At 62.0% G+C, this 23,814-nt stretch carries 29 protein-coding genes and 1 pseudogene; 20 read left to right on the top strand and 10 right to left on the bottom strand.

Features of this window, described 5'->3' with window-relative positions; all coding sequences use genetic code 11:
• Positions 1-49 precede the first annotated feature (49 nt).
• The 7 genes from ACZ0BA_RS18025 to ACZ0BA_RS17995 all read left to right on the top strand — a co-directional run bounded on the left by ACZ0BA_RS18025 (position 50) and on the right by ACZ0BA_RS17995 (position 6,087).
• Positions 50-976, top strand: coding sequence for a methyltransferase domain-containing protein (locus ACZ0BA_RS18025; RefSeq protein WP_463452588.1), 927 nt, complete (start codon positions 50-52; stop codon positions 974-976).
• A 431-nt stretch (positions 977-1,407) separates the two neighbouring features.
• Positions 1,408-2,625, top strand: coding sequence for a cytochrome c oxidase subunit II (gene coxB / locus ACZ0BA_RS18020; protein ID WP_463452587.1), 1,218 nt, complete (start codon positions 1,408-1,410; stop codon positions 2,623-2,625).
• 15 nt (positions 2,626-2,640) lie between these two features.
• Complete coding sequence (ctaD, locus tag ACZ0BA_RS18015; protein ID WP_463452586.1) at positions 2,641-4,230, top strand: cytochrome c oxidase subunit I; 1,590 nt, start codon at positions 2,641-2,643, stop codon at positions 4,228-4,230.
• 18 nt (positions 4,231-4,248) lie between these two features.
• Entirely contained in the window at positions 4,249-4,356 is a 108-nt protein-coding gene (locus ACZ0BA_RS18010; RefSeq protein ID WP_463452585.1) for a cytochrome oxidase small assembly protein, read from the top strand.
• Positions 4,357-4,373: 17 nt separating this feature from the next.
• Positions 4,374-4,970 (top strand): cytochrome c oxidase assembly protein, encoded by a 597-nt coding sequence (locus ACZ0BA_RS18005; RefSeq protein WP_463452584.1) that lies wholly within the window; start codon positions 4,374-4,376, stop codon positions 4,968-4,970.
• Complete coding sequence (locus ACZ0BA_RS18000) at positions 4,957-5,163, top strand: DUF2970 domain-containing protein (protein ID WP_463452583.1); 207 nt, start codon at positions 4,957-4,959, stop codon at positions 5,161-5,163. The genes ACZ0BA_RS18005 and ACZ0BA_RS18000 overlap by 14 nt, the downstream gene beginning before the upstream one ends.
• Positions 5,164-5,202: 39 nt before the next feature.
• Positions 5,203-6,087 (top strand): cytochrome c oxidase subunit 3, encoded by an 885-nt coding sequence (locus tag ACZ0BA_RS17995; protein ID WP_463452582.1) that lies wholly within the window; start codon positions 5,203-5,205, stop codon positions 6,085-6,087.
• 94 nt (positions 6,088-6,181) lie between these two features.
• Here the strand turns inward: ACZ0BA_RS17995 and ACZ0BA_RS17990 are convergent, their stop codons facing one another.
• Complete coding sequence (locus ACZ0BA_RS17990) at positions 6,182-6,385, bottom strand: twin transmembrane helix small protein (protein ID WP_463452581.1); 204 nt, start codon at positions 6,383-6,385, stop codon at positions 6,182-6,184.
• Between the two features lie 39 nt (positions 6,386-6,424).
• On the opposite strand from ACZ0BA_RS17990, the gene ACZ0BA_RS17985 reads away from it, so the two are divergent.
• From ACZ0BA_RS17985 to ACZ0BA_RS17960, 6 genes are read left to right on the top strand one after another with little or no spacing between them, the layout of a single operon-like run.
• On the top strand, positions 6,425-7,159 hold the full coding sequence (locus tag ACZ0BA_RS17985) for an SURF1 family protein (RefSeq protein WP_463452580.1): 735 nt from the start codon (positions 6,425-6,427) through the stop codon (positions 7,157-7,159).
• Positions 7,160-7,187: 28 nt separating this feature from the next.
• Positions 7,188-7,766, top strand: a complete 579-nt coding sequence (locus ACZ0BA_RS17980; RefSeq protein ID WP_463454780.1) for an SCO family protein — start codon at positions 7,188-7,190, stop codon at positions 7,764-7,766.
• A gap of 5 nt (positions 7,767-7,771) precedes the next feature.
• A complete protein-coding gene (locus ACZ0BA_RS17975) occupies positions 7,772-8,935 on the top strand; it encodes a COX15/CtaA family protein (protein ID WP_463452579.1) in 1,164 nt (387 codons plus the stop codon).
• Positions 8,936-8,944: 9 nt separating this feature from the next.
• Positions 8,945-9,838 (top strand): heme o synthase, encoded by an 894-nt coding sequence (gene cyoE / locus ACZ0BA_RS17970; protein WP_463452578.1) that lies wholly within the window; start codon positions 8,945-8,947, stop codon positions 9,836-9,838.
• Complete coding sequence (locus ACZ0BA_RS17965; protein WP_463452577.1) at positions 9,835-10,419, top strand: SCO family protein; 585 nt, start codon at positions 9,835-9,837, stop codon at positions 10,417-10,419. Before cyoE ends, ACZ0BA_RS17965 begins: the two co-directional genes overlap by 4 nt.
• Complete coding sequence (locus ACZ0BA_RS17960; RefSeq protein ID WP_463452576.1) at positions 10,416-11,471, top strand: AI-2E family transporter; 1,056 nt, start codon at positions 10,416-10,418, stop codon at positions 11,469-11,471. The genes ACZ0BA_RS17965 and ACZ0BA_RS17960 overlap by 4 nt, the downstream gene beginning before the upstream one ends.
• Before the next feature lie 88 nt (positions 11,472-11,559).
• Here the strand turns inward: ACZ0BA_RS17960 and ACZ0BA_RS17955 are convergent, their stop codons facing one another.
• Both ACZ0BA_RS17955 and ACZ0BA_RS17950 read right to left on the bottom strand, forming a co-directional pair.
• Positions 11,560-11,958 (bottom strand): GFA family protein, encoded by a 399-nt coding sequence (locus ACZ0BA_RS17955; protein ID WP_463452575.1) that lies wholly within the window; start codon positions 11,956-11,958, stop codon positions 11,560-11,562.
• A 94-nt stretch (positions 11,959-12,052) separates the two neighbouring features.
• The gene (locus ACZ0BA_RS17950; RefSeq protein WP_463452574.1) at positions 12,053-13,390 is read right to left on the bottom strand and encodes a hemolysin family protein; all 1,338 of its coding nucleotides are present in this window, start codon (positions 13,388-13,390) and stop codon (positions 12,053-12,055) included.
• A 195-nt stretch (positions 13,391-13,585) separates the two neighbouring features.
• Between ACZ0BA_RS17950 and ACZ0BA_RS17945 the strand changes: the two genes are divergently transcribed.
• Complete coding sequence (locus ACZ0BA_RS17945) at positions 13,586-14,206, top strand: energy transducer TonB (protein WP_463452573.1); 621 nt, start codon at positions 13,586-13,588, stop codon at positions 14,204-14,206.
• Positions 14,207-14,239: 33 nt separating this feature from the next.
• The gene (locus ACZ0BA_RS17940) at positions 14,240-14,488 is read left to right on the top strand and encodes a hypothetical protein (protein ID WP_463452572.1); all 249 of its coding nucleotides are present in this window, start codon (positions 14,240-14,242) and stop codon (positions 14,486-14,488) included.
• 45 nt (positions 14,489-14,533) lie between these two features.
• Here the strand turns inward: ACZ0BA_RS17940 and ACZ0BA_RS17935 are convergent, their stop codons facing one another.
• The 3 genes and pseudogenes from ACZ0BA_RS17935 to ACZ0BA_RS17925 form a co-directional block, all read right to left on the bottom strand.
• Positions 14,534-14,884, bottom strand: coding sequence for a GNAT family N-acetyltransferase (locus ACZ0BA_RS17935; protein ID WP_463454779.1), 351 nt, complete (start codon positions 14,882-14,884; stop codon positions 14,534-14,536).
• Between the two features lie 108 nt (positions 14,885-14,992).
• Positions 14,993-15,400, bottom strand: a pseudogene (locus tag ACZ0BA_RS17930) (VOC family protein); the annotation flags it as partial.
• A 65-nt stretch (positions 15,401-15,465) separates the two neighbouring features.
• Positions 15,466-16,065: a TetR/AcrR family transcriptional regulator gene (locus ACZ0BA_RS17925; protein ID WP_463452571.1), complete on the bottom strand. Its 600-nt coding sequence runs from the start codon at positions 16,063-16,065 to the stop codon at positions 15,466-15,468.
• A 30-nt stretch (positions 16,066-16,095) separates the two neighbouring features.
• Between ACZ0BA_RS17925 and ACZ0BA_RS17920 the strand changes: the two genes are divergently transcribed.
• Positions 16,096-17,298 carry an aldo/keto reductase gene (locus ACZ0BA_RS17920; protein ID WP_463452570.1) on the top strand — a complete coding sequence of 401 codons (1,203 nt, stop codon included), beginning with the start codon at positions 16,096-16,098 and terminating at the stop codon, positions 17,296-17,298.
• 13 nt (positions 17,299-17,311) lie between these two features.
• On the opposite strand, the gene ACZ0BA_RS17915 is transcribed toward ACZ0BA_RS17920, so the two are convergent.
• Genes ACZ0BA_RS17915 through nhaR form a run of 3 tightly spaced genes read right to left on the bottom strand, consistent with a single transcriptional unit; the run spans position 17,312 to position 19,139 of the window.
• Positions 17,312-17,809, bottom strand: coding sequence for a hypothetical protein (locus tag ACZ0BA_RS17915; protein ID WP_463452569.1), 498 nt, complete (start codon positions 17,807-17,809; stop codon positions 17,312-17,314).
• On the bottom strand, positions 17,806-18,171 hold the full coding sequence (locus ACZ0BA_RS17910; protein WP_463452568.1) for a GFA family protein: 366 nt from the start codon (positions 18,169-18,171) through the stop codon (positions 17,806-17,808). Before ACZ0BA_RS17910 ends, ACZ0BA_RS17915 begins: the two co-directional genes overlap by 4 nt.
• A gap of 56 nt (positions 18,172-18,227) precedes the next feature.
• Positions 18,228-19,139, bottom strand: a complete 912-nt coding sequence (gene nhaR / locus ACZ0BA_RS17905) for a transcriptional activator NhaR (RefSeq protein WP_463452567.1) — start codon at positions 19,137-19,139, stop codon at positions 18,228-18,230.
• Positions 19,140-19,249: 110 nt separating this feature from the next.
• On the opposite strand from nhaR, the gene ACZ0BA_RS17900 reads away from it, so the two are divergent.
• From ACZ0BA_RS17900 to ACZ0BA_RS17885, 4 genes are all read left to right on the top strand, one after another.
• Positions 19,250-20,302 carry a DUF475 domain-containing protein gene (locus ACZ0BA_RS17900; protein WP_463452566.1) on the top strand — a complete coding sequence of 351 codons (1,053 nt, stop codon included), beginning with the start codon at positions 19,250-19,252 and terminating at the stop codon, positions 20,300-20,302.
• Between the two features lie 115 nt (positions 20,303-20,417).
• The gene (locus tag ACZ0BA_RS17895) at positions 20,418-20,993 is read left to right on the top strand and encodes a TerD family protein (RefSeq protein WP_090316687.1); all 576 of its coding nucleotides are present in this window, start codon (positions 20,418-20,420) and stop codon (positions 20,991-20,993) included.
• 38 nt (positions 20,994-21,031) lie between these two features.
• Complete coding sequence (locus ACZ0BA_RS17890) at positions 21,032-21,730, top strand: TIGR00266 family protein (protein WP_463452565.1); 699 nt, start codon at positions 21,032-21,034, stop codon at positions 21,728-21,730.
• Between the two features lie 37 nt (positions 21,731-21,767).
• On the top strand, positions 21,768-22,349 hold the full coding sequence (locus ACZ0BA_RS17885; protein WP_090316681.1) for a TerD family protein: 582 nt from the start codon (positions 21,768-21,770) through the stop codon (positions 22,347-22,349).
• A 75-nt stretch (positions 22,350-22,424) separates the two neighbouring features.
• Here the strand turns inward: ACZ0BA_RS17885 and ACZ0BA_RS17880 are convergent, their stop codons facing one another.
• Positions 22,425-23,747 (bottom strand): porin, encoded by a 1,323-nt coding sequence (locus ACZ0BA_RS17880; protein WP_463452564.1) that lies wholly within the window; start codon positions 23,745-23,747, stop codon positions 22,425-22,427.
• Between the last annotated feature and the right edge of the window lie 67 nt (positions 23,748-23,814).

Genomic DNA, 23,814 nt, shown 5'->3' with positions numbered 1-23,814 from the left:
GTCCAACCATGTACACTGCGGACATTATCGCATTACAGACCACCCCACGATGCATGTGTCCGCAAATCCACCCAAACTGAGCGCGCCTATCGATCTGGAGCGTGTGCGCACGCTATTCTCCCGACCTGACCGCATCGCCCCGGCCGATTTCCTGCGCCGCGAAGTGTCGTCGCGCATGTTTGATCGCCTGGAATTGATCAAGATCACGCCACAGCGTGTGCTCGACGCCGGCTGTGGCACGGGTGCCGACCTGCCGCTGTTGCAAAAATCCTACCCAGCAGCACAAATACTCGGACTCGATGCCGCCGAGGCCCAGCTGCGCGCCGCGCAAGGTCAATCGACCAGGCCATCGTCGTTGAATCAGTTGTTGAGCAAACTGTTGCCGTCCAAGACGGGCGTCGACCTGGTGTGCGGCGATTTCGCTGATTTGCCGTTGGGACCGAACTCGATCGACCTCGTATGGTCTAACCTGGCCCTGCACTGGCATCCACAGCCGGACCGCGTGTTTGCCGAATGGCGCCGCGTGCTGCGTGTCAATAGTCTGCTGATGTTTTCGTGTTTTGGTCCCGATACCTTCCGCGAGTTGCGGGCGGCGTTTGCCGAGGCCGATCTGGCGCAGCACGCGCTGCCGTTTGTCGATATGCACGACTTCGGCGATCAATTGGTGGAGGTCGGTTTCTCGACGCCGGTGCTGGATATGGAAGTCATTACCGTGACCTACGACACGCCGCTGGCGATGCTGGCCGATGTGCGCGCGCTGGGCGGTAATCCGCTGGCGACGGTGAACAGGGGGCTGACGGGAAAGCATGCCTGGCAACGCATGCTGGACGCGCTGGAAAAGACCCGTCGCGCGGACGGAAAGCTGGGGCTGACGTTCGAGGTGATTTACGGCCATGCGTTCCGGCCGGCGCCGAAAGTGACTTCCAAAGGTGAAGCCATCATACGCTTCGATCTGCCCCGCAAGCCGCGCCAGTAGCGGGTTTGCGGCTGTTTCACCTGCCGCCGCCCATTTCGCACTGTGGTAAAGCTGAGTGCGCTGTGAGGGACGGAAGAGTTGCAAAATGGATTATTTGTTGATGTGCGCCGTTGTTGTTATATATAATCATTGACTAATTTTGCCAGCATGTCACGTCGCCAGCTATAACCCACCGACGCGAGGCGAAAGCAGTTAGAACGAACAAGAACAAGCAGTTGAATTAAGCAGAATCAGGCTTTTATGTTGTCCTTAGGCAGTATGTCGGGACGACATGACAAGTCTCAAGGTCCCGCCGGGGCCGCGTTGAAGAAATTTTCAAACGTGGCTGGCATGGGGCCTGAAGTTGTTTAAGGAGCGGCGCCGGTTCAGTTCACCGAAATCCGGAGTCGTTAAAAAAATACTTTTTAATTTCTTGGGTGGTTGGGGAAAACATGACACATGCGAAGCGACTTCAATCGTTGATGCTCGGGCTGACGATGACGGCAGCCAGTATCCCAGCGTGGGCGGCGGAGACGGCGGCAGGCACCTATGGCCCGGCGACCGGCGGCACCGGCGGCCCCGTCACCGGGCAGATGAATCTGCAACCGCCCGCAACCCAGATTGCTTCCCAGATCTACGACCTCCACACCTGGATGATGGTGGTCTGCCTGGTCATCTTCGTCGGCGTGTTCGGCGTGATGTTCTATTCCATTTTCAAGCACCGCAAGTCGCTCGGCCACAAGCCGGCCACCTTCCACGAATCGACCGCTGTCGAAATCGCCTGGACCGTGGTGCCGTTCCTGATCGTCATCGGCATGGCGCTGCCCGCCACCCGCACTGTGGTCGGCATGAAGGACACCTCCAACGCCGACATCACCATCAAGGCCACCGGCATGCAGTGGAAATGGGGCTATGACTACCTGAAAGGCGACGGCGAGGGCATTTCCTTCCTGTCGAACCTGAAAACGCCGCGCTCGCAAGTGGGCGCGCCGGGCTTTGCGCCGACCGAGGCGCGCGGCGACAACTACCTGATGGACGTCGACAACGAAGTCGTGGTGCCGGTCAACAAGAAGATCCGCATGGTCACCACCGCCAACGACGTGATCCACTCGTGGTCGATCCCGGCCTTCGGCGTCAAGCAGGACGCGATTCCCGGCTTCGTGCGCGACACCTGGTTCAAGGCCGACCACACCGGCACCTATCGCGGCTATTGCTCCGAGCTGTGCGGCAAGGAACACGCGTTCATGCCGATCGTCGTCAAGGTCGTCACCGACGCCGAGTACAAGACCTGGGTCGACGGCAAGAAAAAGGAAATGGCGGCAGCGGCCGACGATCCGAACAAGACCTGGACCATCGACGAACTGAAAACCCGTGGCGAAAAAGTCTATACGGCCAACTGCGTGGTCTGCCACCAGGCCACCGGCAAGGGCGTGCCGAACGCCTTCGCGGCGCTGGACGGCTCGGCCGTGGTCAACGGCCCGCGCGCCGCGCAGATCCACGTGCTGCTGAACGGCCAGAAGAGCGGCAAATACCCGGCCGAGATGCCGGCGTGGAAGCAACTGTCGGACACCGACATCGCCGCCGTCATCACCTATACCCGGAACAGCTGGTCGAACAAGGCCGCCGAAAACATCGTTCAACCAGCCGAAGTCTTGGCTGCACGTAAGTAATCAGGAGCGCACCACATGAGCACTAGCACCTTGGATCACGCACACGATCACGATCACGCTCACGACCACCCGCACGGGCTGTCGCGCTGGTTGTTCGCCACCAACCACAAAGACATCGGCACGCTGTACCTGTGGTTCTCGTTTATCATGCTGCTGTCGGGCGGCGTGCTGGCGCTGATGATCCGCAGCGAGCTGTTCAAGCCCGGCCTGCAGTTCTTCCAGCCCGAGTTCTTCAACCAGCTGACCACGATGCACGGCCTGGTGATGGTGTTCGGCGCCATCATGCCGGCCTTCGTCGGCTTCGCCAACTGGATGATCCCGCTGCAAATCGGCGCCTCCGACATGGCGTTCGCGCGCATGAACAACTTCTCGTTCTGGCTGCTGCCGCCGGCCGCGCTGCTGCTGGCGACCTCGTTCCTGGCGCCGGGCGGCGCCACCGCCGCCGGCTGGACCCTGTACGCGCCGCTGTCGACCCAGATGGGACCGGGCATGGACATGGCCATTTTCGCGATGCACCTGATGGGCGCGTCGTCGATCATGGGTTCGATCAACATCATCGTCACCATCCTGAACATGCGCGCGCCCGGCATGACCCTGATGAAAATGCCGATGTTCTGCTGGACCTGGCTGATCACCGCCTACCTGCTGATCGCCGTGATGCCGGTGCTCGCGGGCGCCATCACCATGACGCTGACCGACCGCCACTTCGGCACCACGTTCTTCAACGCGGCCGCCGGCGGCGACCCGGTCATGTACCAGCACATCTTCTGGTTCTTCGGCCACCCCGAGGTGTACATCATGATTTTGCCGGCGTTCGGCATCGTCTCGCAGATCCTGCCGGCCTTCGCCCGCAAGCAGCTGTTCGGCTACGCGTCGATGGTGTACGCCACCGCGTCGATCGCGATCCTGTCGTTCATCGTCTGGGCCCACCACATGTTTACCACCGGCATGCCGGTGACGTCGCAGCTGTTCTTCATGTACGCCACCATGCTGATCGCGGTGCCGACCGGCGTGAAGGTGTTCAACTGGATCGCCACCATGTGGAAGGGCTCGATGACGTTCGAGACCCCGATGCTGTTCTCGGTCGGCTTCATCTTCGTGTTCACCATCGGCGGCTTCACCGGCCTGATCCTGGCCGTGACGCCGATCGACATCCAGCTGCAGGATACTTACTACGTTGTGGCGCACTTCCACTACGTGCTGGTGGCCGGCTCGCTGTTCGCGCTGTTCGCCGGCTTCTACTACTGGTCGCCGAAGTGGACCGGCCACATGTACAACGAAACGATGGGCAAGGCGCACTTCTGGCTGTCGCTGATCACCTTCAACGTCACGTTCTTCCCGATGCACTTCCTGGGGCTGGCCGGCATGCCGCGCCGCTATGTCGACTACTCGGCGCAGTTCACCGACTACAACATGATCGCCACCATCGGCGCCTTCGGTTTCGGCCTGTCGCAGGTGTTCTTCCTGTTCGCGGTGATCATTCCGACCATTCGTGGCGGCAAGAAAGCCGAAGCGAAGCCATGGGAGGGCGCCGAAGGCCTGGAGTGGACCGTGCCGTCGCCGGCGCCGTTCCACACCTTTGAAACCCCACCGCAGTTCAAGTAACGCGGGTGGCATAGAATCATGACAGATCGTAAGAAGCCGAACAACGCGCGCACCGGCTGGATATTGGCCGGCCTCGCGCTGTTCTTTTTCCTGTCCGTGTTCGTCAAACGAATCTGGTTGAGTTAAACCTTGAACGGGATGCTGTGAGTCGCGACAACGAAACCAGCGGATTGAACCGCACCTTGTTGGGCAAGCTGATCGTCATCGCGGTGGTGATGTTCGGCTTCGCCTACGCGCTCAATCCGTTCTACCGCCAGATCTGCGAAGCGCTGGGGCTGAACGTGCTGACGCAAAAGGACGGCACGGTCGAGTTCGACAAGAACACGCAGGTCGACAAGACGCGCAACGTCGTCATCGAGTTCGACGCCAACGCGCAGGGGCCGTACCGCTTCCGCCCGACGGTGACGAACATGACGGTGCACCCGGGCGAGCTCGCCACGGTGATGTACGAAGTGGTCAACACGCAAAACCGCGATGTCGCGGCGCAGGCGATTCCAAGCTACGCGCCGCAGAATGCGATGCAGCACTTTAAAAAGGTCGAATGCTTCTGCTTCAAGCAGCAGGCGCTCAAGCCGAACGAGGCGCGGCAGATGCCGGTGGTGTTCTTCATCGACCCGGCGCTGCCGAAGGATGTGAAGACGATCACATTGTCCTACACCTTCTTCGAGGTGGGCGGCATGGACAAAACAGCGGACAAAACAGCGGCGGTGAGCGAGGGCGCTAAAAATGCCGTCCGATAAGAAGGAAAACGCTTCGTTCCTGTATTCGTTGCGGGCGGTGTTCTGGTCGTTTTTCGGCCTGCGCCGCAAGAGCGATTTCGATACCGATTCGGCGAGGCTGAATCCGTTGCACATCGTCATCGCCGCCCTGATCGGCGTGGCCGTTTTCATCGGCCTGCTGATCACGGTAGTCAAATTAGTAGTGGCACCATAAAAAGTAGCATCCTCGCATAAATGATTTAGGGAGATGAAGATGAGTTCACAGGTCGGTTCACACGTCGGATCACACGGCGCCACGGCCCCGTACTATTTTGTACCGGGTCCGTCCAGATGGCCGTTGTTGGCCGGCATTTCGTTGTTGATCACCATGGTCGGCGCCTCCGGCTGGGTGAACGATGCGTCATGGGGTATGTCGGTGAACTTTATCGGTTTGGCGGCGATCATCACGGTGCTGTATTTCTGGTTTGGCGACGCCATCAAGGAATCCGAGGCCGGCCAATACAGCCAGCGCATCGATTACTCGTACCGCTGGTCGATGGGCTGGTTCATCTTCTCGGAAGTGATGTTCTTCGGCGCCTTCTTCGGCGCGCTGTTCTATGCGCGCACGATCACGATGCCGTGGCTGGGCGACCTCGATCACAAGTTCATCTGGCCCGACTTCGCCGCGCACTGGGGCAACACCGGTCCGGCCGGCACCGTGGAAACCTTCAGCACGATGGGCCCGTTCCCGATTCCGACGATCAACACCGCTCTGCTGCTGACCTCGGGCCTGACGTTGACGATTTCGCACCACGCGCTGCGCGCCGGCCATCGCGCGCAGACCGCCATCTGGCTGTTCGCCACGGTGTTGCTGGGCGCGGTCTTCATGGGCTTCCAGGCTTACGAATACATGCACGCCTACTCGGAACTGAACCTGAAGCTGACCTCGGGCATCTACGGCTCGACCTTCTTCATGCTGACGGGCTTCCACGGTTTCCACGTCACGATGGGCGCGATCATGCTGTCGGTGGTGCTGTACCGGGTGCTCAAGGGCCACTTCACGCCGGACAACCACTTCGCGTTCGAAGGCGCGGCCTGGTACTGGCACTTTGTCGACGTGGTCTGGCTCGGTTTGTACGTTGTCGTGTACTGGCTGTAAGGGCGCAGCGTTATAATGCCGCGACGGGTTCGTCGCGGCGAAAAAGCCGCAGACGGGTTGCCCGGACGCGGCTTTGTTTTTTTGGTGTCCCGCTTTAACCCCTGATGCCGGTGGGGTGGATGTAGCCGAGCTTGTAGGCGAGCAGGATCAGCAGGAACAGGGCGATCGACAGGCCCACCCGCAGCGCGAGCGCGTTGACGGTGTTGTTGTTCTTGCCCTTGTCGCGCATCAGGAAGAAGAAGGCCGATCCCAGGCTGCCCAGTATCAGGATGAACGCGATGGCGACAGCAATTTTCATGACAGGACCGGGCGGTGAAATGATTGAGGCTCCATTGTAATGCCTATTAGCTTCCGCTTTAAACTGATCCCGTTCGTGGCGACGGTGTTGTTGGTGACACTCGGCATCCAGCTGGGCAACTGGCAGGAACGGCGCGCCGCGCAAAAAATCTCCGCACAGGATAAACTTGCTCAAGGCAATCTGGCCGGGCCGATGGTGCTCGACGGGAAGGCGCTCGACGCCGGCGCCGTCGAATTCCGCCGGGTCACCGCGACCGGCCGGTTCGTGGCCGACTGGCCGCTGTATCTGGATAATCGCCCGTACCAGGGCCGCTCCGGCTTTTACGTGCTGATGCCGTTCAAGATCGCCGGATCGGGCATGCATGTGCTGGTGCAGCGCGGCTGGCTGCCGCGCGATTCGGCGCAGCACGACAGGTTGCCGGCCTACGCGACGCCGACGGGCGAGGTCACGCTGGAAGGCGTGGCGCGCCTGACCCCGGGCCACGTGATGCAATTGGGAACGGCGCCGCCGCTGGCGCCAAACGCGATCGTGCAGAACGCCGATCCGCTGCAGGTGGCCGCGCAGAGCGGGCTGACGATGCAGCCGTTCGTGCTGCAGCAGACCGCGCCGGCCAGGCCGGGCGGCGACGACACCGGCATGGTGCGCGATTGGGCGCTGCCGGCGATGAGCGTCGAAAAACATCAGGGCTATGCCTTCCAGTGGTACGCGCTGGCGGCGATGGCCGTTGTCTTCTTTGTTGTGAACGGATTCAGACGTGCAAAACCCGCCAAATAATCAAATCTCCCGTGGCCGCTGGAAGCTGATGGTCGTGCTGGCCGTGTGCGCCGCGCCGCTGATCGCGTCGTATTTCATGTATTACGGGGTTAAGCCCAAGGGCGGCGTGACCAATTACGGCACCTTGCTCGATCCGCGCCTGTATCCGATTCCGGCTATGGCCAGCACCACGCTCGACGGCAAGCCGGCCACCCTGGACAACTACAAGGGCAAGTGGATCATGCTCAAGGTCGGCCCGTCCGAATGTCTGCAGGAGTGCCAGGACCAGCTGTTCGCGATGCGCCAGCTGCGCACCATGCAGGGCAAGGAGATGGAGCGCGTCGAGCGCGTGTGGCTGATCACCGATAACGAGCCGCTCGACACGGTGCTGATGCGCGTCAACGACGGCACCCGCATGCTGCGCGCGCCCGCCGACGTGGTCGACAAGTGGTTGCCGCTGGACAAAACGGTGCCGACCGACAAGCTCTCCGACCATGTCTACCTGATCGATCCGCTGGGCAACTTGATGATGCGCTACCCGAAAGGCGCGGTCTCCAGCGACACCGAAAAAGTGCGCAAGGTCCACAAGGACATCGCCAAGCTGCTTAAAGCCTCGGCGATCGGATAGCCATCATGCACATGACCCTGATCCAAATGGCCGTCACGGCGTTGCTGGTCGCGCTGCTGCCGTTGTCGCTGGTCTACACCTCGTCCGACGCCAGCAAGTATCGCAAGCTGGTGTGGGTCAGCGTGTTCCTGACGTTCGACCTGATCGTGTTCGGCGCCTTCACGCGCCTGACCGATTCCGGCCTGGGCTGCCCGGACTGGCCCGGCTGCTACGGCGCCGCCAACCCCTTCCTGGCGCACGCGCAGATTGTTGCCGAGGAAACCCTGCGCCCGACCGGCCCGGTGACCGTGGTCAAGGCCTGGATCGAAATGATCCACCGCTACCTGGCGATGGCGATCGGCGTGCTGATCGTGGCGATGATGTCGCAGGCGTGGTACCGCTGGATCAAGTCCAAGCGCACCCGCATCGAGTACGCGCCGGCCATGCCGACTTTCCTGTTCTTCTTTGTTTGCCTGCAGGGCGCGTTCGGCGCCTGGACCGTGACGTTGAAGCTGCAGCCGGTGATCGTCACCATCCACCTGCTGCTGGGCATGGGGCTGCTGGCGCTACTGGTGTGGTACGGCGGCCGCCAGAACCAGCTGATTTCGCCGACGCGTACCGTCACGGCGTCGCCGCCGGCGATGCGCAACATCCGCCTGCTGGCCGGCGCCTCGGCGCTGATACTGCTGGTGCAGATCGCGCTGGGCGGCTGGGTCAGCACCAACTACGCGACCCTGGCCTGCACCGATTTCCCGCTGTGCGGCGGCAAGCTGGTGCCGGAGATGGACTTCGAACACGGCTTCACGCTGTGGCGCGAGTTGGGCAAGACCGCCGCCGGCCACTATTTGCCGTTCTCGGCGCTGACGGCGATCCACTGGGTGCACCGGAACATGGGTTTCCTGGTGGCGCTGGTGGCCGGCTACACGGCTTGGCGGGCATGGGACCATCCGTCGCTGCACAAGACGGCGCGCGGCATCGCCATCCTGCTGGCGGTGCAGATCGCCAGCGGCGTCGCCACCATTTACCTGAGCTTCCCGTTGACCATCGCCGTGCTGCATAACGCCGGGGCGGCCATGCTGGTCCTGCTGCTTACCATGTTAAACTACAAGGCTAAGTACCAGTACGATCTTGCCAAAAAAGCAGCTTCAGGCTCGGCTTTTCCGCAGATCTTACCGGTCAGGCAACGATAAGCACACCTGATGACCACACACACCGCGATTTCCAAACCACCCAGCCGCGCCTCGCAATATTGGGCGCTGACCAAGCCGCGCGTCACCCAGATGGCGGTGTTTTGCGCCGTCATCGGCATGTTCCTCGCCACCGAGGGCATGCCGGACTGGCGCGTGGTGGTCGCCGCCACCATCGGCATCTGGTTGCTGACGGGCGCCGCCTTCGCCGTCAACTGCCTGGCCGAGCGCGAGATCGACGCCCGCATGGCCCGCACCGCGCGCCGTCCGATGGCGCTGGGCGACATCACCGTCATGCAGACGGTGGTGTTTGCCACCGTGATCGGCGGCGCCGGCATGTGGATACTCTACACCATGGTCAATCCGCTGACGATGTGGCTGACGTTTGTCACCTTCATCGGCTATGCCATCATTTACACGATGATCCTCAAGCCGTCGACGCCGCAGAACATCGTCATCGGCGGGCTGTCCGGCGCGATGCCGCCGGCGCTGGGCTGGGCCGCCATCGCCAACGAGGTGCCGATGGAAGCGTGGCTGCTGGTGCTGATCATCTTCGTCTGGACGCCGCCGCACTTCTGGGCGCTGGCGCTGTACCGTCGCGACGACTACGCCAAGTCCGGCCTGCCGATGCTGCCGGTCACGCACGGCATGCAGTTCACGCAGTTCCACGTCTGGCTGTACTCGATCGCGCTGGCCGCCACCACCTTGCTGCCGTTCGCCGTGCACATGAGCGGGCTGATTTATCTGGTGTCCGCCGTGATCCTCAACGTCGTGTTCCTGCATCACGCGTGGAAAATCTACCGTCACTACACCGACCTGGTGGCCCGCAAGGCGTTCACCTGGTCGATCATTTATCTGTCGCTGCTGTTCGCTGCGCTGCTGGTGGACCACTACTTCAAACTATGAAAAAAATTCTCGCCCTGGGCCTGCTGGCCGTCTCCATGATGTTGGCCGGCTGCGGCGAGAAAACAGCGGCGCCGACCTTCAAGAACGTCGACATCACCGGCGCCGCCTTCGCGCGCGACTTCGCGCTGACCGACCACACCGGCAAGCCGCGCACATTGGCCGACTACAAGGGCAAGGTGGTGGTGATGTTCTTCGGCTTTACCCAATGCCCGGACGTGTGCCCGACCACGATGGCGGAAATGTCCGCCGTGATGAAGGAACTGGGTCCGCAAGCCGAGCAGGTGCAGGTGCTGTTCGTCACCGTCGATCCCGAGCGCGATACCAGGGAATTGCTGGCGGAATATGTGCCGGCGTTCGACAAGCGCTTCGTCGGCCTGTACGGCACGCCGGAGCAGACCGCCGCCGTCGCCAAGGAATTCAAGGTGTTCTACGCCAAGGTGGAGGGCAAGACGCCGGGCAGCTATTCGATCGACCACACGGCCGCCAGCTACATCTTCGACCGCAACGGCAAGGTGCGCCTGCTGGTGCGCCATGCCCAGGGGCCGGCGCCGATCGTCCACGATATCAAGCAACTGCTATGAGCGGCGACGGCGCGGGACAGCGCTTCCAGCCATTTACCCGGCTCACCGCCGTCGTCCTGCTGGTGATCGGCTGCCTGTTCGTGCTGCGGCCGTTCCTGGCCGCGATCCTGTTCGCCTGCGCCATCGTCATCTCCAGCTGGCCGCTGTACCTGCGGCTGCTCGAGCGCGTCAAGGGGCGGCGCTGGCTGGCCGCCATCATCATGAGCGTCGGCCTGACCTTGCTGATTGTCGTGCCGCTGACTTTGGTCACCTGGAACATCGCCGACAACGCCTCCGAATTCTACGACCACTTCAAGGGCGATCTCGACACGGGCGCCTTGTTGCCGCCGGCGTGGCTGAAGGATATCCCGATCGTCGGCGACATCATCGACACCTATCTGCGCAAGCTGCTGGGCAGCCGCGACGAACTGGTCAACACGGCCAAGGGCATGCTGGAACCGGCGCGCCACTTCCTGCTGGGCGGCGGCATGGTGCTCGGCAGCGGCGTGGCGCAGGTCAGCCTGGCCGTGTTCGTCAGCTTCTTCCTGTACCGGGACGGTCAGAACATTGTCGTGTCGCTGTCGAACGCGATGAACAAGCTGATCGGCGCGGAACACAGCCTGTCGGTGTCCGACACCGTCAGCCGCACCGTTCGCGGCGTCATGTACGGTTTGCTGGGCACGGCGCTGGCGCAATCGGTGGTGGCCGCGGTCGGCTTTTTGATCGCCGGCGTGCCGGCCGTCGCGCTGCTGTCGGTGGCGACCTTTTTGTTCTCGCTGATCCCGGTCGGCCCGCCGCTGATCTGGGGCGGCGCGGCGCTGTGGCTGTTCAACGAGGGCAGCGTGGCGTGGGGCGTGTTCATGCTGGTCTGGGGCGTGTTCCTGATCAGCGGCGTCGACAACGTCGTCAAGCCCTTGCTGATCAGCCGGGGCAGCAGCCTACCGTTCGTCCTGGTGCTGCTGGGCGTGATGGGCGGGGTGCTGGCGTTTGGATTTGTCGGCCTGTTCATCGGGCCGACGTTGCTGGCGGTCGGGCTCGGGTTGCTGCGCAACTGGACCGGCCAGCCGGTGTGATCGTCCGCGTTTGTTGACATCGTCCCGTAGGGCGGTTTAGCGCAGCGTAATCCGCCAAGCGCCGTAGGCGGCCACAAAAAAGCGTTATCTACAGATGTCGCGTCTCCGCCGGCGGCGTTTCCCAATTGTCGTTGCGACCGTCCAGATAGGTGATCGGCGCGTTGATCAGCTCTTCGCTGGTGACGTCGTCGAGGCAGGTCACGTTGACGGCGTAGAACTCGCCCCAGCGCGGCGAATTGCCGATGCCAAATGAGCGTACGCCGCAGTGACGGCAAAACAGATGCTTGTCCCGTTTGCTCAGGAACTGGTAGTTGGTCAGATCCGCTTCGCCCGAAATGAGGCGGAAGGCCGCCGGCTGGACGATGGCCGGCCAGAACCGTACTTTGGTGCAGATCGAGCAGTTGCAGCGCAGCGTACCCTGGCTCAAATCGATGTCCGCCTCGAAGCGCACGGCGCCGCAATGGCAACTTCCACGGTAGGTTTTCACAGACTCTCCGACGGGTTTCAAAGTGGCAAGACTAGCAGGGGATTGCCTCTCGCGTAGCCCATCCACCGGAGCCTGTGTCGCATCCGAACGGCCGTTAATCCAGATCGGCGTTGTCCTCGGTGTCATCCTTTGGAATGACCTTTACCAGCAGGATGCGCGGGCCGTTCATCTTCTTCGCCACGATATCGAAGTGGCGGAAGCTGATGCGCTGCCCCTGTTTCGGGATGTCGCCCAGCTTCAGCATGATCAGGCCGCCCACCGACTCCACCTCGTCCATGCCCAGTTCCTCGTTCTCGATATCGATGCCCAGCGTGCGTTCGAGCGAGAAGATCGGCAGGCTGGCCTTACCGATCAAGGTGCCGTCCGGCTGCTTGAGCCAGTCGTTTTCGTTGAGGCGGAATTCGTCGTGAATCTCGCCGACCATCGCGCCGAGCAAATTGTCGAGCGTGATGAAGCCCAGCGGCCGCTTGCCCTTTTCGCCGATCAGCGCGAAGTGCGGGGCGCCGTCCCGGAAACGGCGGAACTGTTCCAGCGCCGGCGTGCGCGCCGAAATCGTCTCCACCGGCCGCAGGTACGGCATCAGGTCGGTGATCGGCTTGCCCGATTGCTGGGCGAAGAACAAATCCTTCAGGTGCACCACCCCCAGCACCGTCTCGCCATCCTTGTCGTAGTATGGATAGCGGCTGAAGCGGTTGCGCAGCATGGTTTGCAGATTGTCGGACAGCGAGCGGCCCGCGTGCAGGCTGATCACCTCGTTGATCGGACGCATCAGGTCCGATACGGCCAGATCGCTGAAATCGAGCGAATGGGCCAGGATGTTGCGCTCGTCCTTGTTGTACTTCTCACCAGGCTGGCTGGTGCGCAGGATCATTTTCAATTCCTCGACCGAATAATGGCTCTCGTGGCCGCCCTTGCCGGACAGGCCGGCAAGGCGCAGCACCATGTTGGCGCTGCCGTTGAGCACCCAGATGAACGGATACATGGCCCAGTAGAAGGCGTACAGCAATGGCGCGCACCACAGGCCGATCGCCTCGGGCATGCGGATCGCCAGCGATTTGGGCGCCAGTTCGCCGACGACGATGTGCAGGAAGGAGATCACGCCAAAGGCGAACACGAAGGCGATGCTGTGGATCAGCTTGGGCGAGTCGATGCCGATGGCGACTAGGAACGGTTCGAGCAGGCTGGCGAAGGCCGTTTCGCCGACCCAGCCCAGGCCGAGCGAGGCGAGCGTGATGCCGAGTTGGCAGGCCGACAGGTAGGCGTCGAGCTGGCCGTGTACTTTGCCGAGGATGCGACCGCGGAGGCCCTGGGTCTTGGCGATGGCGCGAACGCGCGTCTTGCGCAGCGTGACGATGCCAAATTCGGCCGCCACAAAGAATCCATTGAGCGCGACCAGGAACAGGGCGAGCACGACAAGCATAACGTTTTGCATAGGGGCCGAGCGGCAGATGACGTAGTTAAAACATGCATCTTAAACCACTGCGCGCAGAAGGGGCGCAAATTGCCGTTTGCCAACAGAACACCGGCCGTCGGGGCGATCGTTAATTCGACCGTGGTGAGAATTCGCGTACTTTCCAATTGGGCAAGATGATATTCTGACCGCAGGTTCACTGAGATCGGAGACGGAATGCGCACCACCGGCAAATGCACGCAATTTTTTCTTTTGGCAGCAGCGCTGCTACTCGTGTCGGCGCGCAGCGTAGCGGCGCCCACCACGGTAACCTGCCTCAAGCCGGAGTGGCCGCAGGAAGCGCGCCGCTATGAACTCGAAGGCACGACCACGCTGCGTTTTGCCGTCGGAGCCGATGGCAGGCCCATCTCGGCTACGGTGGAGAAAAGTTCTGGCTGGAATATTTTGGACAAGGCCTCCCTGATCGGGCTGTCGCGTTGCACTTTCCCGAAATCGGATTCGGGCGGCGAGACCAAACCGACGCAATTCGTGTGGCGGCTGAGTGGCAAGCCGATGCTGCACCCGTCGGTGGTGGAGGGCAGTTGTCCAGCGTCGGAGTCGTTCAGCACATTCAAGAGTCTGGATAAATCGCCCAGCGACGCCAATGGCATCTTGCTGCGCATGCTAGTGAACAGCGACGGAACTGCCTGGAACGTAAAGGCGGAGGCAACAGGGCTGCCGCCGGAACTGCTGGAGGCCGCCGCAGCGTTTGTCCAAAGCTGCCGCTTCGCGGTGGACCCGGACGCCAAAGGGACACGGACGGATACCACGTACGGAAGACTGCTGCTGAAAAACTAGCGTGTTTTCTTTGTGGCCCCGGAGACCAGGAAAATGAAGGCATTCTCAGTTAGCGGCATGGCCGCTTTACGGCGCGGTCTTTTGGCGCTCGGCATATCGTGGCCTTTGCTGAACCATGCGGCGGGCGAACTTCCACCGCATTTGACTGGAACCTGGGGAACGGCGGAATCGCTGTACGCCGGCCAGAGCGGCGTCCCGATGGTGATGAAGCGGCTCAGTGAAACGGTGGCGCCAGAGGCCGCTCAAATGATCGAATCCGCCCGTTTGTCGAGTACTGAGTAAGTAGTCGGAGGCTCAATAAGCGTTTTGAACGGGCTTATTTCGGACTCACCGGGCCTGGGCTGATAGCGGGCGCGCGCGCCGGTCCGGACGTGTCAGCCGGAACCCGGCATCGCGTTCGTTCAGCACGCTTCGGGTCCATCCTTGGGCGATATAAAACCTGTCGGCCCGTGTATCTTTTGAAGTGCTCAGATGAACGCTTTCGTGGCCGAGTTCGAACAACCAGTCCACGGCCGCTGCGAGCAAGCGCTTTGCGATACCTTTGCCTTCGTACCCCGGCGATATAAACAGCGCCCAGATGGAGCCGTCGTTTTTGTCGGCGTAGCAAAAGCCGACGACTTTATCATCGACCTCGGCCACCCAGCCGCGTCCCAACAGGTCCAAATAGTCGCGATACATTTGTTCTGTGATCCGGCTCGGATCGGACAAGACATTTTCGTTGACGGCCAGACGGATCGCCGACATGGCGTCGATATCGCTCGGCAAAGCCTGCCGGATATTTGCAATGTCGAAAAAACGCATGCCGGCGTACGGTTGTTCGCGACATTGCGCCAGTCTCGAACCAAGCGTTCCCACATGCGCTTCGAGCTGATGGCCGTCCGGGTCGAGAAAATAAAACGAGTCGCCTTCGCTTCGATTTACTTTGCTTTCCGCGATGCCTGCCGCCTGAAGCCGCTGTCGGAACCCGGCAAAATCCTGCTGTCGAATCGAGAAGGCATAGTGTGTGTAGCCAGCTTGGTCCGCATTGCGACCGACCCCATCCAACGACAGGCAAATCCACAGCTCGCCCAGCGAAAGATAGGCGCCGGCATCCCAGGTCGCCAGCAAGCGAAAATTGAGCAGGCGGGCGTAGAAATCGATGCTTCGCGCCAGATCCGTGACCCCGAGGGTGAGATGATTGATGCCAGTGAGCACAGAAGTCCCGGTGCGAATTTGTAGAGCTGTCATCTTAGCAAATGTCTGCGGCGATTGGGACTGGCTCAGGGCCAAGCCAGCATTGCGGTGCCGGCTACCTTCAACAACTTGTCGCGCGTCGCGCCATCCCTTGCCAGCGTCGACATCCCCTGAATGACGCTCATGGTCAGGCCTGCCAGCGTGTCGGCGTCGGTGTCGCGCGGCAGCTCGCCTTGTTCGATCGACGCATCGATTTTGTCGCGCAGACGCGTTTCGATGCGGCGCCGTAGCGCGGCCAGCTCTTCCTTCACATCGTTGGCCGCGTCCGAACAGCTGATCGCCGAGCTGGCCAGCAGGCAACCGGGCGGCGTGTTGTCGCCGGTGTAGCCCACCGCCGAGACATTGAGCAGTTCGCGCGCCGCGTCGCGCGCGGTCGGCGCATCGTCGATGATGCCCAGGGCCGTAACCGGGCCGGACATGTATAGCGCCACCGCGTCCAGAAACAGTCCCTTCTTGTCGCCAAACGCGGAGTAGATACTCGACGGCTTGACCTCCAGCGCCGCCGTCAGATCGTTCAGGGACGTGGCCTCGTAGCCATGCCGCCAAAACAGCAGCATCGCTTTTTGCAGCGCGTGGTCGCGATCGAAAGAAAGCGGTCGTCCCTTCTTGCGTTGAGTCGCGTTCATATTAATTGAGTGATCACTAGGAAATATGTTGTGTTGAAAAATGAACTGGGCTATGATTTTCCTATCAATCACTCGGAAAGTAAAGCCATGCCCTTGACCGACTATCGCACGCTCGGACGTTCCGGCCTCGCCGTCAGCCCTTTGTGCCTCGGCACCATGACGTTCGGCACCGCCCGATGGGGTTCCGGCGAGGCGGAATCACGCGCCGTCTTTAACGCTTACGTGGAAGCGGGCGGCAATTTCATCGACACTGCCGACGTCTATTCCGGAGGCCGCAGCGAGGAGATGCTGGGCGCCTTCATCGCAGAGGGATCGTTGCGCGACAAGATCGTGCTGGCGACCAAGGCGGGATTCGCGGCCGGCCAGGGCCCGCACGTGGGCGGCAATGGTTCCAAGCACATCCGTGCGGCGCTGGACGGATCGCTCAAACGCTTGCAGTCCGATTACATCGACATGTTCTGGGTCCACGTATGGGATTCAGTCACGCCGGCCGAGGAGTTGCTGGAAACGATGGCGGCGCTCGTTCGGTCGGGCAAGATCCGCTATTGGGGCATGTCCAATTCGCCGGCCTGGTATGTGGCCAAGCTGGCGACGCTGGCTGCGGTCAGGGGATTGCCGGGACCGATCGCATTGCAGTACTTTTACTCGCTGGCCGATCGCGGTATCGAGGACGAGTTTGTACCGCTGGCGGCGGAGTTCGGCATGGGTATCGTGCCCTGGAGTCCGCTGGCGTTCGGTCTGTTGACGGGCAAGTACGACCGGGCAATCGTTGACAGCGCGGCGCCGAGAGCCGGTGGCTTGCCGCGCGACGCGGCCCGGGCTGACGAGGCCAGGCCCGACGGCGACAAGCGCCTGGACGGGACGAATCCGTTTGGGGACACGCTTTTTACCGAGCGCAATTGGGCGATTGTCGACGCGGTCAAGGCGGTGGCGCGGGAAACCGGGTTGAGTCCGGCGAAGGTGGCGCTGGCCTGGGTGACGGGCAGGGCGGGGGTGGCCTCTACGTTGATGGGCGTGAGCCGGGTCGAGCAGTTGCTGGATAACGTCGGGGCGTTGGACCTGGTTTTGTCGGCGCAACATGTTGCGACGCTCGATGCCGTCAGCGCGCCGGATCAGGCGATGTTGTATAGCTTGTTCACGCCGCCGGTTAGGCAACATGCCGTGTTCGGGGGCAGTTCGGTGCAAGCGCATGCGGTGTCGGCGGTGCGTGGCGGTTTACGCCGTGACGGGTAACCCGCGCCGGGATTCAGGCGTCGATCGGTAGCGATTCGAGCATCGAATCGTTGCCGGATGCGCGCCCGCCGAACAGGCCTTTTTCGTAGCGCAGACAGCGGCCTGCAAGTTGCGCGGCGGCCGTCCGGCCATCTTTCAATGTCAAAGTTACGGTGCAAAGGAATGGCTCGCCGACGACATCCCATCCCTCGCCGGGTATTCGCACATCGGCATTGAAGCGCAACTCGACCTTGGCTGCCGCCAGCTTCTCAAGCGGCACGCCCTTGCTGATGGTGGCGCGGCACAGGAATTCCCCATAATTGCGGGCGACGATCTGCGTGATGCTGGTCAGTGGAACTGCGGTGCGGTCAAGCAGGTCCAGCCGCATGCACTGGTCCGCCGGCGCGTCGCGATACAGCAAACCGAGCGCCCATTGGCCGCCCACGTCGTTATTGCGCCGGACAAAAGAGCTCAGCGTGCCCGCGGCAATGTGCCGAAGCTTTTTCAGGCTGATCGCCGGTGGGATGCTCACCTTGTCGGCAACCAGCGCGGCTTAGTTTCCACAAACAGTTCGCGCTCGACCGGGCCGTTGTATTCCGGCTCCATCGTGCCCAAGGTGAGGGCGATCCGGTCCGGGCTGTGCGTGCTGCGCCAGAACAAGGTTGACCCGCACACGCGGCAAAAGCCGCGGCGGCCATCGTCGGACGAGGCGTATTCCGTGACAAGGTCGGCGCCGCGCTCCAGCACGAAGCCGCCGCTGTCGACGTTGGCGTAGCTGCCGGCCGCCGCGCCGTGCTGTTTCTGGCACATGGTGCAGTAGCAATGGCTGGCGTGCGAGACCGGCCCGTCGGCCCGGTAGGCGACGCCGCCGCATAAGCAGGTTCCTTTCAACATCGCGACCTCCCTCGTCAAAAGTAGTCGCCAGACTTTAACCGATTCGACAAGCTCTGTCAGCTTGCCACCGCGAACGGTCCGCTGTGCACGGTCGACAGGATCGCTTCGATCGCCGGGTGCTTGATCTTGCGGGCGTTGGAGATGGCGTAGAAGTGCTCGCGCAGCTCCGGCGCGTCGCCGACCAGCACGGCGCCGAATTGCTCCTCGATATCCTGGGCCAGCGCCGACGTGGCAAAGAACAAGCCCATGCCGTTGCGCCCGAAGGTGTTGAGCATGGCGTTGTCCTCGAACTCGCCGACGATTTCCGGCCGCACCTCGTGCTGCACCAGCCAGGCGTCGATGCGTCCGCGCAGCGCGTTGTTGCGCGTGGGCACGAGCAGCGGCGCGTGGTTCAGGCTGGCCGGAAAGCCGGGCCGGTATTTGTCCGCCAGACGCGGCACGCCAAACAGCTTCATGTCGCTTTCGCCCAGCAGGTGGCTAAACAGCTTGAGGCTGCCGCCGGCGTGCACCGTGCGGTCCGTCAGTACCACGTCGAGCTTGCCCAGCGCCAGGTCGGCCAGCAGATCCTCGAAATGGGCCTCCATGCACACCAGCCGCACCTGCTTGTCCATTTCCTGCGTGGCCTGCAGCAGCCGGAAGGCGATCAGCTTGGGCAGCGAGTCGGAGATGCCGACCGTCAACCGCATCTTGCCGGCCTCGGCCTCGTCGAGCGCGTCTTGCAATTGTTCGCCGAGCAGGAAGATCTGGTCGCAGTAGTTCAGCGCGAGCCGGCCGGCCTCGGTGGGCACCAGGCGTCGTCCCTGCGGCTCGAGCAGTTGCTTGCCCACCGATTGCTCGAGCGACGCCAGCTGCATGCTGATGGTTTGCACCGCCAGCCCCAGGCGTTCGGCCGCGCGCGTCACGCCGCCTTCCTTGGCCACCATCCAGAAAAAATACAGGTGCCGGAAATTCAATCCACTGGTCTTCATTGGGCCTATCTTCTGTTTTTGCGAAGTAATACTTCAATTATCTTCTATTTTTAAATTGTTCGCACGCCTATACACTGCGCTACATCAATCTATAAACGGGGAAACAATCAATGAAGCATTTTAGAATTTCCTTCCTGGTCAGCTTCATCTGCCTTGCGGCGGCGGGCTGGTGGGGATACTCGCTGAACGGATGGCCTGGCGCCTTGTCCGCTTTCGGTGTCGCACTGATACTGGCGGCGATGGAAGTGTCGCTGTCGTTCGATAACGCGGTGGTCAACGCCTCCGTGCTGAAGGATTGGGATGAGTTCTGGCAAAAGCTGTTCCTGGGCCTGGGCATCATCATCGCCGTGTTCGGTATGCGTTTGCTGTTCCCGCTGGTCATCGTCGCGGTCGCGGCCGACATCGGCATCATGGACGTGTGGACCCTGGCGCTGAACGATCCTAAAACGTATTCGATGCACCTGACCAACCACCACGCGGAAGTGGCGGCATTCGGCGGCATGTTCCTGCTGCTGGTGTTCCTGAATTTCCTGCTGGACGAGGACAAGGAAGTGCATTGGCTGGGTAACTTCGAGAAGAAGCTGGGCTCGCTGGGCAAGGTCTCGTCGATCTCGGTGATGATTTCGCTGGGCGTGCTGATGGCCTGTATGGGCCTGGTGACCGAGGCGCAAAAGCTGGTGGTGTTGATTTCCGGTCTGTGGGGCATTTTGGTCTACGTCGGTGTCGACGCGATCAGCGGCCTGCTGGAGAAGGAAGAGTCGGGCGGCAGCGATGTCGGCGACATGGTCAAGAAGGGCGGTATCGGTGGTTTCCTGTACCTGGAAGTGCTCGATGCTTCGTTCAGCTTCGACGGCGTGATCGGCGCGTTCGCCATCACCACCGACGTCGTGATCATCATGCTGGGCCTGGCCATTGGCGCGATGTTCGTCCGCTCGATGACCGTCTACCTGGTGAAAAAGGGCACGCTCGACCAGTTCGTCTTCCTGGAGCACGGCGCCCACTATGCGATCGGTATCCTGGCCGCGATCATGCTGGCAAGTATGAAGTTCCACGTGCCGGAAATTTTCACCGGTCTGATTGGTGTGGCCTTCATTGCCGCCTCGGTCTGGTCTTCGGTACGCCATCGCCGCAAAGAGGCTTCGGCCGCAGCGATCGCCGTGTAACGAACATGTAGTCAAGCAAAGTTAGAGTTGTACCAGAACACGGCGGGTCGTTAAATACGGACACGATCCGCCGCATGCAGTACCCAAGTCCGGTTTCTTTAAGGAGTATCACATTATGGCAATCAGTCTGCAAAAAGGCGGTAACGTTAATCTGAGCAAGGAAGCCCCGGGCCTGTCGCAAATCGTCGTCGGCCTCGGCTGGGACGCACGCGCCACCGATGGCAGCGCCTTCGACCTGGACGGTTCGGCCTTCCTGTTGAAGGTCGACGGCAAGGTGCGCGCCGACAACGATTTCATCTTCTATAACAACCTGAAATCGTCCGACGGCGCCGTCACCCACTCGGGCGACAACCGCACCGGCGCCGGCGACGGCGACGACGAAACCGTCACCATCGACCTGACCAAGGTGCCGGCCGATGTCGAGCGCATCGCCATCTGCGTGACGATCCACGACGGCGACGCCCGCAAGCAAAACTTCGGCATGGTGCAGAAGGCATACATCCGCACCGTCAACGCCAGCGGCAACGCGGAAATCGCCCGCTACGACCTGTCCGAAGACGGTTCGACCGAATCGGCGATGGTGTTCGGCGAGGTGTATCGTAACGGTACCGATTGGAAGTTCAAGGCCGTCGGCCAGGGCTTCAAAGGCGGTCTCGGTCCGCTCGCCGCATCGTTCGGCGTCGGCGTTTAATTGTTGTAAAGTCGTGTTTTAACTGAAAGGACTCAGCCATGCCAAAATTTTCGATCACCGGTGATGTCGACCCGTTTCTGCACGTTTCGCTGGCGCAGGGAGAGAAGATCTACTGCGAGTCGGATGCGATGGTGATGATGGAAGCGACGCTCGATTTGAAGGGCAAGGTCACCGGCGGTATCGGTGCGGCCATCATGCGTCGCTTCGCCAACGGCGAGTCCTTCTTCCAGCAACACATCGAGGCGGTGCGCGGCGGCGGCGATTGCCTGCTGGCGCCCACCTTGCCCGGCGCGATGCAGGTGCTTGACGTCGGTCAGGCGCAATACATGCTCAGCGACGGCGCCTTTGTCGCCGCCACCTCCGGCGTGGAGTTGAAGGTGCGCACGCAAAGCCTGGGCAACGCGCTGTTCGCCCAGAGCGGCGGCTTCTTCATCACCGAAACCGGTGGCACCGGCCAGGTGGCGGTGTCGGGCTTCGGCTCGATGTCGCAGCTCGATGTGACGCCGGGCAACGATGTGGTCATCGACAACTCGCACGTGGTGGCGTGGGACAACAGGCTGCGCTACGAAATCTCCGTCACCACCGGCGGCAACAGCGGCTTTTTGAGCAATCTCGTCAATAGCCAGACCAGCGGCGAAGGCATGGTGCTGCGCTTTTCCGGAACCGGAAAGATCCTGGTGTGCTCGCGCAACGGCGCGGCATTCCGGGCTTGGGCCCAGCGCCCTGGGTCGCAGTAACGCATGATCGCCAACCAAACCAATTAAGGAGCACACAATGTCAGTCAATTTGAGCAAGGGCCAGAAAATCTCTCTGGAAAAAGAAAGCGGCGGCGCGCTCGGCAAGGTCACCATGGGCCTGGGCTGGGATGCGATCAAGAGCAAGGGCTTCCTGGGCTTCGGCGCCAAGACCGAGGCGGTCGACCTGGACGCTTCCGTCGTCATGTTCGACGAAGGCCAGCGTCCGGTGGACGTGATCTGGTTCCGCCAGCTGAAGAGCAAGGACGGCAGCATCGTCCACACGGGCGACAACCGCACCGGCGCCGGCGATGGCGACGACGAGCAGATCAATGTCGACCTGAACGCCGTGCCGGCCAACGTCAAGAGCCTGGTGTTCACGGTCAACAGCTTCACCGGCCAGACCTTCGCCCAGGTCGAGAACGCGTATTGCCGCCTGCTGGACGCGTCCAACGGCAAGGAAGTGGCGCGTTTCAATCTGTCGGTGCAAGGTCCGCACTCGGCGCAGATCATGGCCAAGGTGTACCGTCACAACGGTGAGTGGAAGATGCACGCGATCGGCGAAAACGGCAACGGCCGTACCTTCGACGATTTGCTGCCGCAGATCGCCGCGCACCTGTAATCGTTTTACCCGTAGTACCTGTCGTACCCGCAGTTGAAGCGCAGCACCGTACCGGCGGTGCTGCGCTTTTTTGCGTTAGAACGCGTGGCGGATGCCGAGGCTGACGATGGTGGTTTTAGCGTCGAGGTTCTGGCCGGCGCCGGCGAACAGCGGCACTTCCTGCGAACCCAGCGGCAGCAGCAGCGCGCCCGGACCGCCGGCGATCGGCAGCGGGGTGATGGCGCCACGGACGATGTTGCCGCGCTTGTCCTTGACGCCGCCGACCCGTGTGTACAGCGCGGTGCGCTTGGAGAAGTTGTAGTCCAGGCCCAGCATCAGGCCGCGCTCGCGACCGCGCGTGTAGTTGGTGAAGCGCGTGTCGAGCAGGTGCGCGCTGATATCGACCTGGCCGATGGCCTGCTTGATAGTCGCGCCCCAGGTGTTGACGGTCGGATCGGTGTTGCCGCCCAAGTTGAACTTGCCCTGGTGGCCGACCAGGGCGAAAGTGGTGCCGGTGCTTGCCAGGATGTATTTGAACGACGCCATGTAGGCGCGGTAATTCTCGATGGTGAACAGCGGCACCAGTGTGGTGCCCGAGACGACGCCCAGCGGTACGCCGCCGAAATCGTTGCGGTGGTACGAGGCGAGCGCGGTCAGGCTTTCGCCGCGCCAGGCCAGCATGGCGCCGACCGCACGGCCGCGGTGGTCGGTGGTTTCGGCGCCGGCGGTCAGGCCGCCGACGATTTGCCCGGTGCTGGCGCTGGCCACCGGCGTGGTGGCGGTGGGGAACGAGCGCGCGGCGCTGACGCCGGTGCCGACGCCTGCATTGGTCGCGAACGACGCGATCGCCGTCCACGGTCCCTGTTTGACCGCATAGCTGACCTGGTTGTCCTGGAAGGTTTGCAAGGTGTTGACCGCCAGCCCGGCGCTGAACAGGTCGGTGCTGCCGATCGCTTCCGGCGTGACCAGATAATAGGCGATCAGCATCGGGCTGGCCTGGCGCCCGATCTTGACCTCGCCGGCTGGCGTCGTCAGGCCGACATAGGCCTGGCGGCCGAACAGGCGGCCGTCGTTGGCGAGGCCGCCGTTGTCGAGCGTCAGGCCGCCTTCGAGTACGAACAGGCCGCGATAACCGCCGCCCAGGTCCTCGACGCCGCGCATGCCGAAATTACTCTGCCGGGTATGCGACGGGCTGACCCGCACCGAGGTGCTGGCCGGCGACGCGATCGCGTTCGGGATCGGCGTGGTGCCGCGCAAGCCGAACAGTGTGCCCTGGACGTTGCCTTCCCCTTTTTCGATGCGGTCGACGCCGACATCGAGGGTGCCGTACAGGGTGACCGAGGATTGCGCGAAAGCGTGCCCCATGCCAAGCAAGGCAAGAGCGGACAGGCATGCTGCGGATGCGGCGGTACGTTTCATATTCTTGTCTCCATTTTTTTAGTGGTGATGAAAACCGACCGTTTGCTCGGTCGTGTTCGAATCTAGT

The organism is Duganella sp. AC917 (assembly GCF_979258245.1).
Note: the sequence above shows the minus strand (reverse complement) of the source record. Positions and strands in the feature narration are given on the sequence as shown.